The organism is Asaia platycodi JCM 25414 (genome assembly GCF_000614545.1).
Taxonomy (GTDB): Bacteria; Pseudomonadota; Alphaproteobacteria; order Acetobacterales; family Acetobacteraceae; genus Asaia; species Asaia platycodi.
The window spans coordinates 86958-101576 of the sequence record NZ_BAKW01000012.1; the positions used below are offsets into that span (position 1 = coordinate 86958).

General features: G+C 58.2%; 10 protein-coding genes, 1 tRNA gene and 1 pseudogene. 10 read left to right on the forward strand and 2 right to left on the reverse strand.

The annotated features are described in order from the left end of the window. Positions 1 to 36: 36 nt before the first annotated feature. The 9 genes from ssb to JCM25414_RS10290 all read left to right on the forward strand — a co-directional run bounded on the left by ssb (position 37) and on the right by JCM25414_RS10290 (position 9332). The gene (ssb, locus tag JCM25414_RS10240) at positions 37 to 588 is read left to right on the forward strand and encodes a single-stranded DNA-binding protein (RefSeq protein ID WP_025841585.1); all 552 of its coding nucleotides are present in this window, start codon (positions 37 to 39) and stop codon (positions 586 to 588) included. Between the two features lie 55 nt (positions 589 to 643). Then, on the forward strand, positions 644 to 3511 hold the full coding sequence (gene gyrA, locus JCM25414_RS10245; RefSeq protein WP_025841586.1) for a DNA gyrase subunit A: 2868 nt from the start codon (positions 644 to 646) through the stop codon (positions 3509 to 3511). Beyond that, positions 3495 to 4022, forward strand: coding sequence for a pantetheine-phosphate adenylyltransferase (gene coaD / locus JCM25414_RS19175; protein ID WP_051535822.1), 528 nt, complete (start codon positions 3495 to 3497; stop codon positions 4020 to 4022). Before gyrA ends, coaD begins: the two co-directional genes overlap by 17 nt. A 45-nt stretch (positions 4023 to 4067) precedes the next feature. Further along, positions 4068 to 4541, forward strand: coding sequence for a peptidylprolyl isomerase (locus tag JCM25414_RS10255; RefSeq protein ID WP_025841587.1), 474 nt, complete (start codon positions 4068 to 4070; stop codon positions 4539 to 4541). Between the two features lie 99 nt (positions 4542 to 4640). Beyond that, a tRNA-Lys gene (locus tag JCM25414_RS10260) sits at positions 4641 to 4716 on the forward strand. Positions 4717 to 5007: 291 nt separating this feature from the next. Beyond that, complete coding sequence (locus JCM25414_RS10270) at positions 5008 to 6189, forward strand: hypothetical protein (protein WP_148301045.1); 1182 nt, start codon at positions 5008 to 5010, stop codon at positions 6187 to 6189. A gap of 231 nt (positions 6190 to 6420) precedes the next feature. Continuing rightward, positions 6421 to 7809, forward strand: coding sequence for a hypothetical protein (locus JCM25414_RS10280; RefSeq protein WP_025841590.1), 1389 nt, complete (start codon positions 6421 to 6423; stop codon positions 7807 to 7809). A gap of 312 nt (positions 7810 to 8121) precedes the next feature. Continuing rightward, positions 8122 to 8511 (forward strand): hypothetical protein, encoded by a 390-nt coding sequence (locus JCM25414_RS10285; protein WP_148301046.1) that lies wholly within the window; start codon positions 8122 to 8124, stop codon positions 8509 to 8511. Further along, the gene (locus JCM25414_RS10290) at positions 8478 to 9332 is read left to right on the forward strand and encodes a hypothetical protein (RefSeq protein WP_025841592.1); all 855 of its coding nucleotides are present in this window, start codon (positions 8478 to 8480) and stop codon (positions 9330 to 9332) included. Before JCM25414_RS10285 ends, JCM25414_RS10290 begins: the two co-directional genes overlap by 34 nt. Positions 9333 to 9347: 15 nt before the next feature. Here JCM25414_RS10290 and JCM25414_RS10295 read toward each other — a convergent pair whose 3' ends face one another. After that, a complete protein-coding gene (locus tag JCM25414_RS10295; protein WP_035443178.1) occupies positions 9348 to 9806 on the reverse strand; it encodes an Lrp/AsnC ligand binding domain-containing protein in 459 nt (152 codons plus the stop codon). A gap of 134 nt (positions 9807 to 9940) precedes the next feature. Here JCM25414_RS10295 and putA point away from each other — a divergent pair. After that, a pseudogene (gene putA, locus JCM25414_RS19180) lies at positions 9941 to 13507 on the forward strand (bifunctional proline dehydrogenase/L-glutamate gamma-semialdehyde dehydrogenase PutA). A 42-nt stretch (positions 13508 to 13549) separates the two neighbouring features. On the opposite strand, the gene JCM25414_RS10305 reads toward putA, so the two are convergent. After that, positions 13550 to 14341 carry an alpha/beta hydrolase gene (locus JCM25414_RS10305; protein ID WP_025841594.1) on the reverse strand — a complete coding sequence of 264 codons (792 nt, stop codon included), beginning with the start codon at positions 14339 to 14341 and terminating at the stop codon, positions 13550 to 13552. Positions 14342 to 14619 lie beyond the last annotated feature (278 nt).

Genomic DNA, 14619 nt, shown 5'->3' on the forward strand with positions numbered 1-14619 from the left:
GATGGACTATATTTTCAGGATGTAGGGTCGGTCGCCATGGCAGGAAGTGTGAACAAGGTCATTCTCGTGGGCAATCTGGGTCGCGACCCGGAAACGCGGAATGCCCAGTCTGGCTCCAAGATCGTCAACCTGACCGTTGCCACCTCCGAAAGCTGGAACGACCGCGCCTCGGGTGAACGCAAGGAGCGCACCGAGTGGCATCGCGTGGTCATTTTCAACGAGCGTCTGGCCGATGTCGCCGAGCGCTTCCTGCGCAAAGGCCGCAAGGTCTATCTCGAAGGCCAGCTTCAGACCCGCAAATGGACCGACCAGTCGGGTCAGGAGCGCTACACGACCGAAATCGTTCTCGACCGCTTCCGCGGCGAGCTTACCCTGCTCGACAATAACCGCGATGGCGAGTCTGGCGGTGGCATGGGCGGCGGTTATGAAAGCGGTCCGTCGCGTTCCTATGGCGGCGGCAACGCCCCGTCCCGCAGCAGCGGTGGCGGTGGCGGCATGCCCCCGCAGCCTGCGCGCAATAATGGCGGCAATACCGGCGGTGGCTGGGATGCGCCGGGTGGCGATCTGGATGACGAAATCCCTTTCTGATCGCGCAAGCCCGATCTCCCCGCCCTGACCTCAAAGACAACAAGACGGACCTGCCTTGACCGACCTGACGCCGCCTGCCGCCCCGACTGACCAGATCCCGGTAACGATCGAGGAGGAAATGCGCTCCTCCTATCTCGCCTATGCCATGTCGGTGATCGTCTCGCGTGCGCTGCCGGATGTGCGTGACGGTCTCAAACCGGTCCATCGCCGCATTCTCTATGCCATGCGCGAGAGCGGCTTTACGGCTGACAAACCCTACCGCAAATCGGCCCGTGCGGTCGGTGACGTCATGGGTAAATACCATCCCCATGGCGACAGCTCGATCTATGACGCCATGGTGCGTATGGCGCAGTCCTGGTCGATGCGCGTTCGTCTCATCGATGGTCAGGGCAATTTCGGCTCGGTCGATGGCGATAGCCCGGCCGCCATGCGTTATACTGAAGCGCGTCTGGCCAAATCCGCTTCGTTCCTGCTCGACGATATCGACCGTGATACGGTCGATTTCCAGCCGAACTACGATGAGAGCGAGAGTGAACCCAAGGTTCTGCCCGCGACCTTCCCCAATCTGCTGGTCAATGGCGCCTCCGGCATCGCTGTCGGCATGGCCACCAACATCCCGACCCATAATCCTGGCGAGGTCATCGACGCGACTCTCGCCCTGATCGAAAATCCCGAGGCCACGCTCGATGATCTAATGAAGATCATCCCCGGCCCCGATTTCCCGACCGGCGGCATTATCATGGGCCGTCGCGGCATCCGTCAGGCTTTCGAAACGGGTCGTGGTTCCGTGCCGATGCGGGCCCGCGCCGAAATCGAGGACATCCGCAAGGACCGTCAAGCCATTGTCGTCACCGAAATTCCCTATCAGGTGAACAAGGCAACGCTGCAGGAGAAGATCGCCGATCTCGTCCGCGCCAAGGAAATCGAGGGCATCTCCGATATCCGCGACGAGAGCGATCGCTCGGGCATGCGTATCGTGATCGAGCTCAAACGTGACGCCACGCCTGAAGTCGTTCTGAACCAGCTTTACCGCTTCACCCAGCTTCAGACCTCGTTCAGCGTCAACTGCCTCGCTCTCGATGATGGCAAGCCCCGCACCATGGGGCTGAAGGACGTGCTGGAAGCCTTCATCCGCTTCCGCGAAGATGTAATTCTTCGCCGTTCGCGTTTCGACCTCAACAAGGTGCGCGATCGCGGTCATCTGCTGGTCGGTCTCGTCATTGCCGTGGCCAATATCGATGAGGTCATCGCGCTTATCCGCAGCGCCCCCGATGCCGCCACCGCGCGTGAATCGCTCATGGCGCGCGCCTGGAACGCCGCCGATGTGCAGCCGCTCATCGAGCTGATCCATGACGAAGGCAATATCATCATCGATGGCAAGGTGCATCTGACCGAAGTTCAGGCACGTGGCATTCTCGAACTCCGCCTGCAGCGCCTGACCGGGCTCGAACGCGACAAGATCCAGGGCGAGCTCAGCGAGGTCGCCACCAAGATCAATGATCTTCTCGACATCATCGGCAGCCATATCCGCCGTATGGAAGTCATGCGTCACGAGTTGCTGCTGGCCCGTGCCGAAATCGCTACGCCGCGCATGACCGAGATTTCGGACGCGCTCGGCGACCAGTCCGATGAAAGTCTGATCGAACCCGGCCAGATGGTTGTCACCATCACACGTGACGGCTTTATCAAGCGCACCCCGCTCGAAATCTTCCGCGCCCAGAATCGCGGCGGTCGCGGTCGCACCGCTTCCGGGCGTCGTGGTGACGATGTCATCGTCAACAGCTTCAACGCCCATACCCATCAATGGGTCATGTTCTTCTCCTCGGGTGGCAAGGCTTATCGCGAAAAGGTCTGGCGCCTGCCGGAAGCCTCTCCCACTGCCAAGGGCCGCGCCCTGGTCAATCTCCTGCCCGATCTGGGCACAGATTCGATCACAGCCATCCTCGCCCTCCCGCAGGAGGAGGAGCACTGGGAAGATCTGCACCTCGTGTTTGCAACGGCGAGCGGCAATGTCCGACGCAACCGCCTGAGCGACTTCAAGAACATCCGCGCCTCCGGCCTGATCGCCATGAAGCTCGATGAAGGCGACAGCCTCGTCGGTGTCGCTACCTGCCGCGAAGGTCAGGACGTCTTCCTGGCCACGCGCAAGGCACGCTCCATCCGCTTCCAGATCACCGAAGACACGCTGCGCGTCTTCGCCGGACGCGACAGCTCCGGTGTTCGCGGCATTCGCCTCGCCACGGGCGACGAGGTCAATTCGCTCTGCGTGCTGAACCATGTCGATGCCAGCGTCGAGGAGCGCTCCGCCTATCTCCGCGCCGCCAACGCCAAACGCCGCGCCGAAGCCGCCGCCAATGCCTCAGGCACCGAAGAGGAAATCGAAGAGATCGCCTCCGACGATGCCGATGAAGCCATCGACGCTGGCGATCTGACGCAGGAGCGCTTCGACGAGCTCGCCGCTCAGGAAGAAATCCTTCTCACCGTTACCGACGCTGGATTCGGGCGCCGCTCTTCAGCCTATGAATACCGTGTGAGCGGTCGTGGCGGTCAGGGCATTGCCAACATGACGCTGACCAACCCCAGGCGCGGTCGCGAAGTCGTAGCCACCCTGCCCACGCTCGACGGCACTGACGTCATGATGGTCACAGATGTCGGCCGTCTCATTCGCGTGCCGGTCTCACAGGTCCGCGTCATGGCCCGTCAGGCCAGCGGCGTCACCCTTTTCCGCGTGGGCGCTGAAGAGCGCGTGACCAGCATCTTCCCGGTTGCAGAATCCGAAGGAACAGAAGCAGACGACGCCGAAACCTCGCTTGAGGAATCGGATGCCGCAGCCTCCGTTGCGCAGGAGACGGCCCCAACGGAGATCACGCCCACCGATGAAACGGCGCCAAACGAAGCCAAACCGGATGACAGTGCAAACTGATCACCTTCCGAGCGGCGGCCGTGTCGGGTTCTATCCCGGCACGTTCGACCCGTTTACCCTCGGCCATCTCGATATCGCCCGTCGCGCGCTGTCTCTCGTAGACCGTCTCGTGATCGGCGTGGCGCTCAATCCCGGCAAGGCCCCGCAGCTTCCCATAGACGAACGGTGCGCGGCCATCGCCGAGACCTTCGCCAATGAGGGCCTCGCCCAGGTGAGCGTGGTCCCGTTCGAGACGCTCATGGTCGATGCCGCCCGGTCGCATGGCGCGCAGTTCATCATTCGCGGCCTGCGCTCGGAATCCGATCTGACCAGCGAAATGCCGATGGCAGCCATCAATCGCCGCCTCGCCCCTGAGCTTGAAACCCTGTTTCTCACCGCGCGCGAGGAGCATCGTCTCATTGCCTCGAGCCTCGTGCGTGAGCTTCTGGCCTATAGGGGCGATATAACCCCCTATGTGCCCGAGAATATCGCCCGACGTCTCTTGCCCAACGGGTCAGAGAAGCCGACATAGGCCGCGTAGCCTTTGCAGGCTCATGCAAACACAAGGATAAGATCAATGTCCGAGACCAAAAACCGCCTCGTCATGAAGCTCAAGACCGGTGACGTCGTGATCGAGCTCCGCCCCGATATCGCGCCGCTTGCGGCCGAGCGCCTGAGCACGCTTTCCGAGCAGGGCTTCTATGACGGTGTGAAGTTCCATCGCGTCATCGAAGGCTTCATGGCCCAGGGCGGCGACCCGACCGGCACCGGTTCGGGCGGCAGCGACCTGCCCGATCTGAAGGCAGAGTTCACGCGTGAAGCCAAGTTCGAGCGCGGCACGCTGGGCATGGCCCGCACGATGAACCCGAACTCGGCCAACAGCCAGTTCTTCATCATGTTCCAGCCCACCCCCTCGCTCGATGGCCAGTATACCATCGCAGGCCAGGTCGTGTCCGGCATGGAGCATATCGACCAGATCAAGCGCGGCGCCGGTTCTTCGGGCATGGTGAAAGACCCCGACACCATCATCTCCATGCGTCTCGAAGCCTGATCTCAGGCGGTGCGGCCTCAAAAGCCGCATGAAAACCGACTGAACCCGATTCAGTCGGTTGACGGCCTCTGGCTCATATTGTAGCCAGACGCCTCATGTGAACCGGTAGCTCAGCCGGTAGAGCATTCGACTTTTAATCGAATGGTCGTGGGTTCGAGTCCCACCCGGTTCACCACTCTCCCAAATTCAGGTCGCTATCCTTTCATCACCCTGATGACACAACGTTGCGCGCGGCGGTGGCCAAACTGTATCTCGCCGGGAAGATATTGATCTATCTCCGCGCAGAAGATAATTAAAAAAATAACAACCACCCTTAGAATATTACTCTCGTTATCACAGAATAATTTGTTGGTGTTTCCACAAAAAATCGTCAGGATAATAATACTATTCTTATCCATTGTCGGACTGTATCGTGCATTCATCCCTACGCAGCGTCGTTCCCTGCACACTTGCATTTGCTGGTTTCATGACGGGCATGCTGTCCCTGCCTACAGCCAATGCTTCCTCCAGTCAGCCTCCGATCGTCGGGTTCGACAGAGGTATGATCTTTCATGATGACAAACGCGACAACGACTACATCACCATTCGTGACAGGCAGGGCATTATTTACGCCATGCAAGCAGGGGACCGGCCTCGCGTTGAAGCCTTGCGCTCGATTATCGAGTCGGAAAGAAACTCTTCATCTGTCAAGATAATGATGCTCGCTCTTTGCGATGCAGCCATAGCCCGTATTGACGGTGATTTCAGCCACTCATCGAACATCATTCTTGAAGCTCTGCATCACGCCGGAAAACTCGGCGATCCTGACCAGACAATCAACCCGATACTTCTCATGCTCCGCAGTATTCATGCCGGCAATCTCATGCTCGCAGGTCAGGTGCGGGAATGGGCCGATGAGACCGAGCTGCTGCAAGACAAGTTTTACGGCCCCTTGCGGGCCTACTTCAGTAATCCCGATCTTGAATTCCGCAACATGGAATATCTCAGACTTTCCGTCCCGGCACGTTCGATAGCCCAGTCCTCGGTCACGGGTCCTTCCATCGACACAGTTGATCTTGATCCTGGCGAAAGCGAAATCGATAACCAGCTCCAGATAACGGCAAAAGCAGCCATCCAGATTGACGGCGAGGCTGTAACAGCCAATTTCGCCACCTCAACCGTAATAGGGTCCATTCCCTTCTCTTTACAGAGAGATCATCACTGGCCTGTAATAGGCCGCTTTTCAGGTTTGGACGATGCTTCCCCCGACCCTCGCACTGAGGCTGTCGTGTTGATACCCTCCATAAAGATCGGTCAGACCATCCTGACGAACCAGATCATGACGGTAAGTCGCTCGGAAGACGTCATCCTCGGCCTCCAGCAACTCACGCGTCTGCGTCATGTGACGATGACCGACCATCAGCTACGTTTCGGCATAGCGGCGCCAATCGCATGCAATCAAAGACCAGTCATCGCGAGCTATCGCAGTGGGATGAGCATGTATCTGCTATTCCCGATTTCTTACGGAGGCGGTGACTCGCAAGCTATTCTGGGAATTGGTGATAACTCCCCCGAAATTTTAGTCATCAATCTCGCCAGTTTCCCGCGAGGCATGGCGCAGCAGAGTAAAACGGAATATCTGGCAACGGCGTATGGCAAGAGCTCATGAAACAATCTCCCGACCAGATACGGTTGAGCTGGGTGGAAAAGCCGTTCATTCGAACGTGAAATTTCAACTGGGAGATCCAGCGCAGCTTCCCGTCATTTCGACGGCTGCGCTGAAAACATTCAGCTTTTCGCTCGATCTACCGGAAAGCATGGTCTGTCTTCGCTGACCACGCAGCCAGGCTCTTTCCCATTGTACAGCCTCATAATCTCGCAGCATCACCGAGTCATACACATGCGTTTATTTGTTTTTGTGTTCTGTTTCGTCAGCTTGCTGATTTCCTTCAAATGGGCGTCGGCAGCAGAAGTGAATAATGGACCCATCGTTCAGTTTCTCTCATCAGAAATGGTCACGACAAAAACTAAAGGCAAGCCTACGCTCGTGCTTCACGACAGCCTCGGCATCATCAATGCCATGGCACGCGGTGATACAGAGCGATTGCGCAAGATCTGTGAAACCCTGAAAGGCCCGCCCTCCTCTCCCAACGCCCTTAACGACTTGCTCATCGGTCTTTGCAAGGCAGCCCTAGCTCGGACGCAGGGTAATTTCGCGCTTTCCAATACGATCTTGCATGAAGCGATGGACAAGGCTCAACCTTGGGGAAACCCAAATCTAAGCATCAACCCCTTCAATATTGAAGCTGTAAGCATGGGAGCGGGGAATTTCATGCTTTCGGGACAAACATCGGTATGGGTAGATAGTCAATATTACTTGGGCAGAACATTTATCGCGCCCGTCCGCATTCATTACAGTATCCCGGACTTGCAATTCCCGGATATGAGCTTGATTCGTGTCACTGCAAGTCCTGCTGATGTACCTGTAGTCGCCGGCTCTGGTCCACTCACTGACCATGTTGAAATCAACCCATTCGCAACGATGAGTGGTAATCAGGCCATCAGAAGCGCCAAAATCAACATCACTTTGGACGGGATGTCGACCTCAGCCACCCTGAGTACGGGCACCGTTCTGGGAGCTGTTCCCGCTGCGATGCAGCGTATTCGTCATTGGCAGGAAATCGGCTTCCTGGCTCAGGAGAATGGTGGGCCTGCGGCTTCCCGGGCCACCCAACTCGTACTCATACCGAGCCTCACTCTCGGGCATACCGTTCTTCGCAATCAGCTGATGTTCGTGATCCCTGGCAATGACGTCATAATAGGGCTTCAAACACTTGGGGCACTGCGTCATGTGGTTATGACAGACCAGAGCATGACTTTCGGCCCCAACGCCCCCTTCGCCTGTCACCGTCCCGTACACCTCCAATCCGATATTTCCGGACTGCGAGCGCATATTCTATTGCCTGTTTCTTATCGCGGAAAAACAGTAATGGCGGCCGTTGCAACGGGGGATAATAATCCGCAACCTCTTGCTATTATGGTAGATCGGTTCCCCTCAGGCCTCCTTGGCTCCCGGCTGGCGCCAACGACACAGGGCAAGACCGATGGCGTAAAAACGGAACAGGCCCTGTTATTCAATACGGAAATCAAAATCGACAAGCATATTGTGCATGATCAAATCCGGTACCGGATTGGCTCTCCCAGTCTGGCACCAATTCTCACAATGGCCGCGCTGGAGAACGCGAAATTTTCCTTTGACCTGCATGAGGGCGTCGCTTGTCTGGACTGACCCCCAGCCTGAAGTCTTCACCCTTTCATGAGTACGGTACAGGCGAGGGCTTCGACATGCCGTGTTCCCATTCCACTACTCCCCTTCCGCAGCGAGTTTTCAGCTATGCGCCTCTCTCATCTGTCGTGCCTCGCAGTTTCAATGCTTGTCCCTTTCTTTATCAGCTCCAGCCGCAGCTATGCGGCAAGTCCTTCAGGAGACGTACAAACGCAACAAAACCGCTCAGGACAGGTCCATTTTTTCGAGACAGACTTGCTCCGCACAGACAAGCGCGGCAGGACGACCCTGGCGGTCAGTGACTCCCGAGGTATTTTGGACGCGCTCGAATCGGGAGATACGGGCCAACTACTCGTGATCAGAAGAACACTCGAAAAGGCACCAGGCCCCGAACCCGCCTTCAACGTGATGCTTCTCGCCCTGTGCGATGCCGCAATCGCCCGTACGCAGGGAAATTTACCCCGTTCCGATCATCTCATTCAGGACGCGCTGCGCCGTGCGGCGCCCTGGAGCAATCCAGCCCAGAGCATCAACCCGTTCAATTTCATGCTGGCCACTTTCCTGACCGGAAATCTGCTTCTGGAAAACCGACTGCTATATGGGCAGAGGGAAAGTCCTTTACCAATCGAGCCTTCCGCGAGCCTCTCTCGACGTATTACAACAAGCCGGACATGGTATTCACGGATCTCGATCAGATCAGCCTGACAGTTCCAGAATCGGACGTGCTGCCGATCGAAGTCAAAGGGCCACGCAGCGACAAGGTATCGTTCAACCCATTCCAGACCCTGATCAATGGCATCACAACTGCTACGGCAGGCACCATGATAGATCTGGATGGAAGCGCCGTGCATGCCGTCATCAATACAGGCAGCGTCCTGGGTGCCGTTCCCCAGGCCTTGCAACGGACACATCACTGGCCGGTAATCGGTACGGTTTCGGCATTGCGCGATGACACGATACAGGCTGAGAAAACCGAACTCGTTCAGGTTCCCAGCCTGACACTTGGACACACGGAGTTCCGCAACCAGATCATGATGGTGACGAAAGCCGATCATGTTGTAATCGGCCTGCAATCATTGGATATCCTGCTGCATATTGTCATGACAGACCATGACATGACGTTTGGCCCGGATGCCCCCTTCTCCTGTCATCGTCACGCAGTACTACAATCAGATGTCGATGGCCTGCAGGCATCGCTCCTTCTGCCTGTCTCCTATGACGGCGAGCATCGCATGGCAGCCGTTGTAACAGGTGACAACTCCCCCGAACCACTGGTGATCCAGCGCGCATCTCTCACCGCCCTGAGAGGGACAGCAGTCAGACAGAAATTCGAGACCGGCACCGGCATGATCGATGAAAACGCGGTCCTGCGAAGCACCAATCTGCGTCTGGATCGCCATGCCGTGCGGTCTGACATTCGCTACCGATCGGGTGATCCAACCAAACCACCCATCCTGAGCATGTCGGCTCTTGAAGGAGCAAAACTTTCCTTTGACCTGCAGGAGGGGGTGGCTTGTCTCGATTGAGACAGGTTTACCGCCTCAGATCGGCAGTTCAAGATCTGCCTTTACCTCTTCCATGACGGTATAGGTATGCGTCTGGCGAACGCCCGGTAGGCGGGTAAGCGTCTTGCCCAGTAAGGCGCGATAGGCGTTCATGTCACGCACACGCGCCTTGACCAGATAATCGAAGCCCCCCGCCACCATATAGCATTCGCTCACCTGCGGTATGGCCCGCACGGCCTTGGCAAAAGAGTCGAAGATATCGGCACTGGTCCGGTCGAGCGTGACCTGCACGAAAACAAGCAACCCCAGGTTGACCGTCTCCGGATCCAGGCGAGCCATGTAGCTTCTGATCACCTCAGCCTGCTCAAGCTTGCGCACCCGCTCCAGCGTTGCAGCTGGACTCAGATTGACCAGCCGCGAAAGCTCGACATTCGTGATGCGTCCATCCTTTTGCAAAATCCTGAGAATCCTGCGGTCGATTTCATCGAGAGTCATGATCTTACCTGAAGATAATTCACCCAGATCCCGATATGCCGAATAATCGATCCTGTGACCATCATTCTTCCATAGCTCATTTGGTCGAAGCCCCCTTAAGGGAACATAAACAACCAGTAACGACATGGGCTCGCATGAACGCTTCCTTCTCTGCCTTCCGCTCGATCGCCCCTCAACGATCCCCCCTGCGTCAGGCGATCACAGATCACACGCGCGCAGCGGAAGCAGAGCGCGTCACGCTGCTGTCCAGCGAGACAAAGCTTACCCCGGACCAGACCGCAAAATCCCGCGAGACGGCTCGCCAGCTCGTCGAGGCACTGCGCCGCAATGGCACGCCCGGTCTGGTTCAGGGGCTGATACAGGAATATGATCTGTCTTCTCAGGAAGGCGTCGCCCTCATGTGCCTCGCCGAGGCACTTTTGCGTATCCCCGATACCGCGACACGTGACGCCTCATCCGTGACAAGATCGCGACCGGCAACTGGCACGGCCATATCAGCAGAGGCACGCCTCTTTTCGTCAATGCTGCCACCTGGGGACTGATCGTCTCTGGCGGTTTTCTCACTACCACCCAGACAAATCGCCTCCCGAAAACGCTCGATACCCTGCTCAAGCGTTGCGGCGAACCTGTCATCCGCCGTGGGGTCGATATGGCCATGCGGCTTATGGGCGAGCAATTTGTCACTGGCCAGACCATTGACGAGGCCCTGAAGAACGGCCGCAAGCTCGAAGAAAAGGGCTTTCGCTACTCCTACGACATGCTAGGCGAAGCGCGATGACGGCACAGGATGCCGAACGCTATTTTCGCGACTACGAAAAAGCCATTCATGCCATTGGCAAGGCGGCTAACAGGCTCGGCGTCTATCGCGGCCCCGGCATTTCCATCAAGCTCTCAGCCCTGCATCCGCGCTACGCCCGCCTGCAGCGAGACCGCGTCATGGCCGAGCTGCTACCCCGCGTCGCCACACTGGCCAAACTCGCCTGCTCCTACGATATCGGTTTCAATATTGACGCCGAAGAAGCCGATCGTCTCGAACTTTCCCTCGATCTGCTGGAGGCCCTTTGCTTCGACGAGGCGCTGAAAGACTGGAAAGGCATAGGGTTCGTCGTTCAGGCCTACCAGAAGCGCGCGCCGTTCGTACTGGACTGGATCATCGATCTCGCCCACCGCAGTCAGCACCGAATCATGGTCCGACTGGTCAAAGGCGCTTATTGGGACAGCGAGATCAAACGCGCGCAGACAGACGGTCAAAGCGATTTTCCGGTCTATACGCGCAAGCTCCACACAGACATCGCCTATATCGCCTGTGCGAGGAAGCTGCTCGACGCACCCGACGCGATCTTTCCGCAATTCGCCACCCATAACGCCCAGACTTTGGCCAGCATCTACGCCTATGCCGGCCCCGAATTCTCTACTGAGCGTTACGAATTCCAGTGCCTGCATGGCATGGGCGAAGGGCTCTATAACGAGGTCGTCGGTCCGAAAAAGCTCGACCGCCCGGTGCGCATCTACGCCCCTGTCGGTACGCATGAGACGTTGCTGGCCTATCTCGTGCGACGCCTGCTTGAGAACGGCGCCAACTCGTCCTTCATCAACCGCATCCAGGACGAAACGATCTCGGTCGATGAGCTGATTACCGACCCTGTCACTCTCTCCCGGCGAGAGGCACCCGCTACGCCATTCCCCTGCCCCCCGCGCTCTACGCGCCTGAACGCCGCAACTCGATGGGGCTGGATCTCAGCGACGAGAACACTCTGCGTCATCTCGCCGACACGTTCCTCAACCCGTCTCCCAGATCCGAGGACGCGCAGGGCGAATGCATCACCAACCCAGCCGACACGAGTGACATCGTCGGTCATATCCGCTTTCTCTCCCCCGAAGAGACGGATTCCACCATTGCCCGCGCTGAAGCCGCTTTCCCGGAATGGTCGCAGACCACGCCCGATCAGCGCGCGTTGCTGCTCGAAAAAACAGCTGACGTGCTCGAAGCCGAAACGGCACAGCTCATGGCGCTGATCATCCGCGAAGCGGGCAAGACGCTGGCCAATGCTGTGGCTGAAATCCGCGAGGCGGTAGATTTTCTGCGCTATTACGCCGTGCGCATCCGCGAACAGGGCACCAAAGCTTGTCCGCTTGGGCCGGTCACCTGCATCAGCCCATGGAATTTCCCACTCGCCATTTTCCTTGGGCAGGTCTCTGCGGCGCTCGCAGCCGGCAATACAGTGCTGGCCAAGCCGGCCGAAGAAACCCCACTGATCGCACGCGAAGCCGTGCGCCTGCTACACGCGGCGGGCATCCCGCAGCATGTCGTCCAGCTTGTCCCCGGCGACGGCAAAGCCGGGGCGCAGTTGGTCGGCGATGGGCGCATCACCGCCGTGCTGTTCACAGGCTCGACGGATGTGGCGCGCCTTATCCAGAAACAACTCGCCGGTCGCCTCAACAGCGACGGCACTCCGGTCCCGTTCATCGCCGAAACAGGCGGTCAGAACGCCCTCATTGTCGACAGCTCCGCCCTGACAGAGCAGGTCGTCACCGATGTTCTGGCTTCGGCTTTCGACAGCGCCGGTCAGCGATGCAGTGCCCTACGTCTTCTCTGCGTGCAGGAAGACAGTGCCGACCGCGTTCTGACCATGCTCAAGGGCGCCATGCAGGAGCTGCGCACCGGCACGCCTGAGCGCCCGGATACCGATGTCGGCCCCGTCATCACGACGGAAGCAAAGGACATGATGCAGGCGCATGTCGATACACTAGCCCGTCAGGGGCATCGCTTGTTCCAGACCGAATTGGCTCCCGAGGCGACGAACGGTACTTTCTTCCCGCCGACCCTGATCGAGATCGGCGCGGTCTCAGACCTCAGGAAAGAGGTCTTCGGGCCCGTTCTTCATGTTCTGCGGTATAAGCGTGACGCCGTTGCCGACGTCATGAAAGCCATTAATGCAACAGGCTACGCCCTGACTTTCGGCATCCACTCCCGCATCGACGAGACAATCGAAACGCTGAAGGCGCAGAGCCATGCCGGAAATGTCTATATCAACCGCAATCTCGTAGGCGCCGTTGTCGGTGTGCAGCCCTTCGGCGGTCATGGTCTGTCGGGCACAGGCCCCAAGGCAGGCGGCCCCCTCTATCTTCGGCGTCTGCTCAGCCGCAAGGCACCGCTGGAGGCGACGCTCTTTCATCCAGTCGCCCCGCTTTCGGCCCTCTTCGCTGACTGGGTCGCCACCGCCCTGCCTGAGGTCACGTCCAGACCATATGACAAGACGCCGCTCGGTACGTCGCTGTCGCTTACAGGCCCGGTAGGCGAGACAAATCTTTATACCCTTTCACCACGAGGCACAGTCCTCTGCACTGGCCCGACGAGAGAGGATCTCTGCAATCAGATCCTCGCAGCAATCGCTACCGGCAATCGCTGCGCCATTCCACGCGCGCTTCTCACCACTCTGCCGGAACGCCCCCCCGGCCTCGGCGATCGTCTTGTCGAAGCCGAAAGCGTAGCCATCATCGATGTCGCCCTGGCCAATGGAGATCAGCATTTCCGCACGTCACTCGGCGCAGAACTAGCCGCGCGCGAAGGCCAGATCGTCGCCCTTCATGTCCCGGATGAAGCAGGGCATTACCCGCTCGAATTTCTCGTTCTGGAATATGCATGCAGCACAAACACGACCGCAGCAGGCGGTAATGCTGCCCTCATGGCCAAGGTCTGACGAGGCCAACCGATCGGAGAGTAACTCTCTCCGATCAGGCTTTCACGCCAGTTCCGCTATAAATGCCGCCACCCGTTCAGGGTAAACGACCTCGGCATCATGCGGCAAAGCCTCTGAGCGATAATCCCATCCCTTCTGCGCACGTGCATAGGCGCGGCTCGGTTCGATCGAAGCCAGAGCCGGGTTTTCGTAAGCGATATAGGTCACTGGTAACCCCGCTCCAGCTGGCTTGCTCAAACGCACAGGCGTCTCATACGTGCCAACAGGGTGAGGCCGCAAATGCGCGACAAACCACGCTTTGCGTACCGAATCGGGAAAGGTAATCGCTGCACTAGGCGGAACCGGAAACGCAACATCCGCCCCATTGACCCGCACACGCTCCCTGCGGGTCTGCGCCATGGCCGGGGGCAGAATGTCGAAACCCGTCTTTCCATCCTGAGCAATAAGCGCATCAAGATAAAGCAGACGGCGTATGCGCAAACCGAGTCGATCGGCCACACAGGTCGCGACCAGCCCCCCATAGGAATGCCCGACAAGAAGCACGTTCTGAAGATCGCGCATCTCGATGGTCGCGATAACGTCTTGGATATGAGTCTCGAGCGTGATCTCACGCGACAGAAGATGCGCCCTATCTCCCGTTCCTGTCAGAGTCGGCGTGACGACCTCGAAGCCCTGCGCGGTCAGAAGCGGCGCAACATAATGCCAGACCCAGCCGCCACCATTCAGACCATGAACCAGCACGATAGGTGATCGCATCGGCGCCCCCCGTACAATAGAAGCGCCCCCAAGCGCGGTTGCCAGAGGAAGCGCAGCAAGAACTTCACGACGCAGCAAGACAGAAACTCCCCGCAGACCTGAAGCATCTATCCTCTCATTACATAATGCTCATAAACAAGAGGCGAGTCCTGTCGTGGCAGTGTTGTGATGTGATGTGTAGCGTCTATTTGGAGGGAGTGAGTTGTTTGTCTGACTGCCCTGTGCTGCTGGCTTGAGTTATCATGACGCGCCTGACGGATCCCGGCTTAAGTGGGATTGGTGCATAGGGGGATTTTGCTGACGATTAGCAGCTTATGGCTGATCCAAAGGCGTTTAAGCTTGGCGGTCTTGGATCA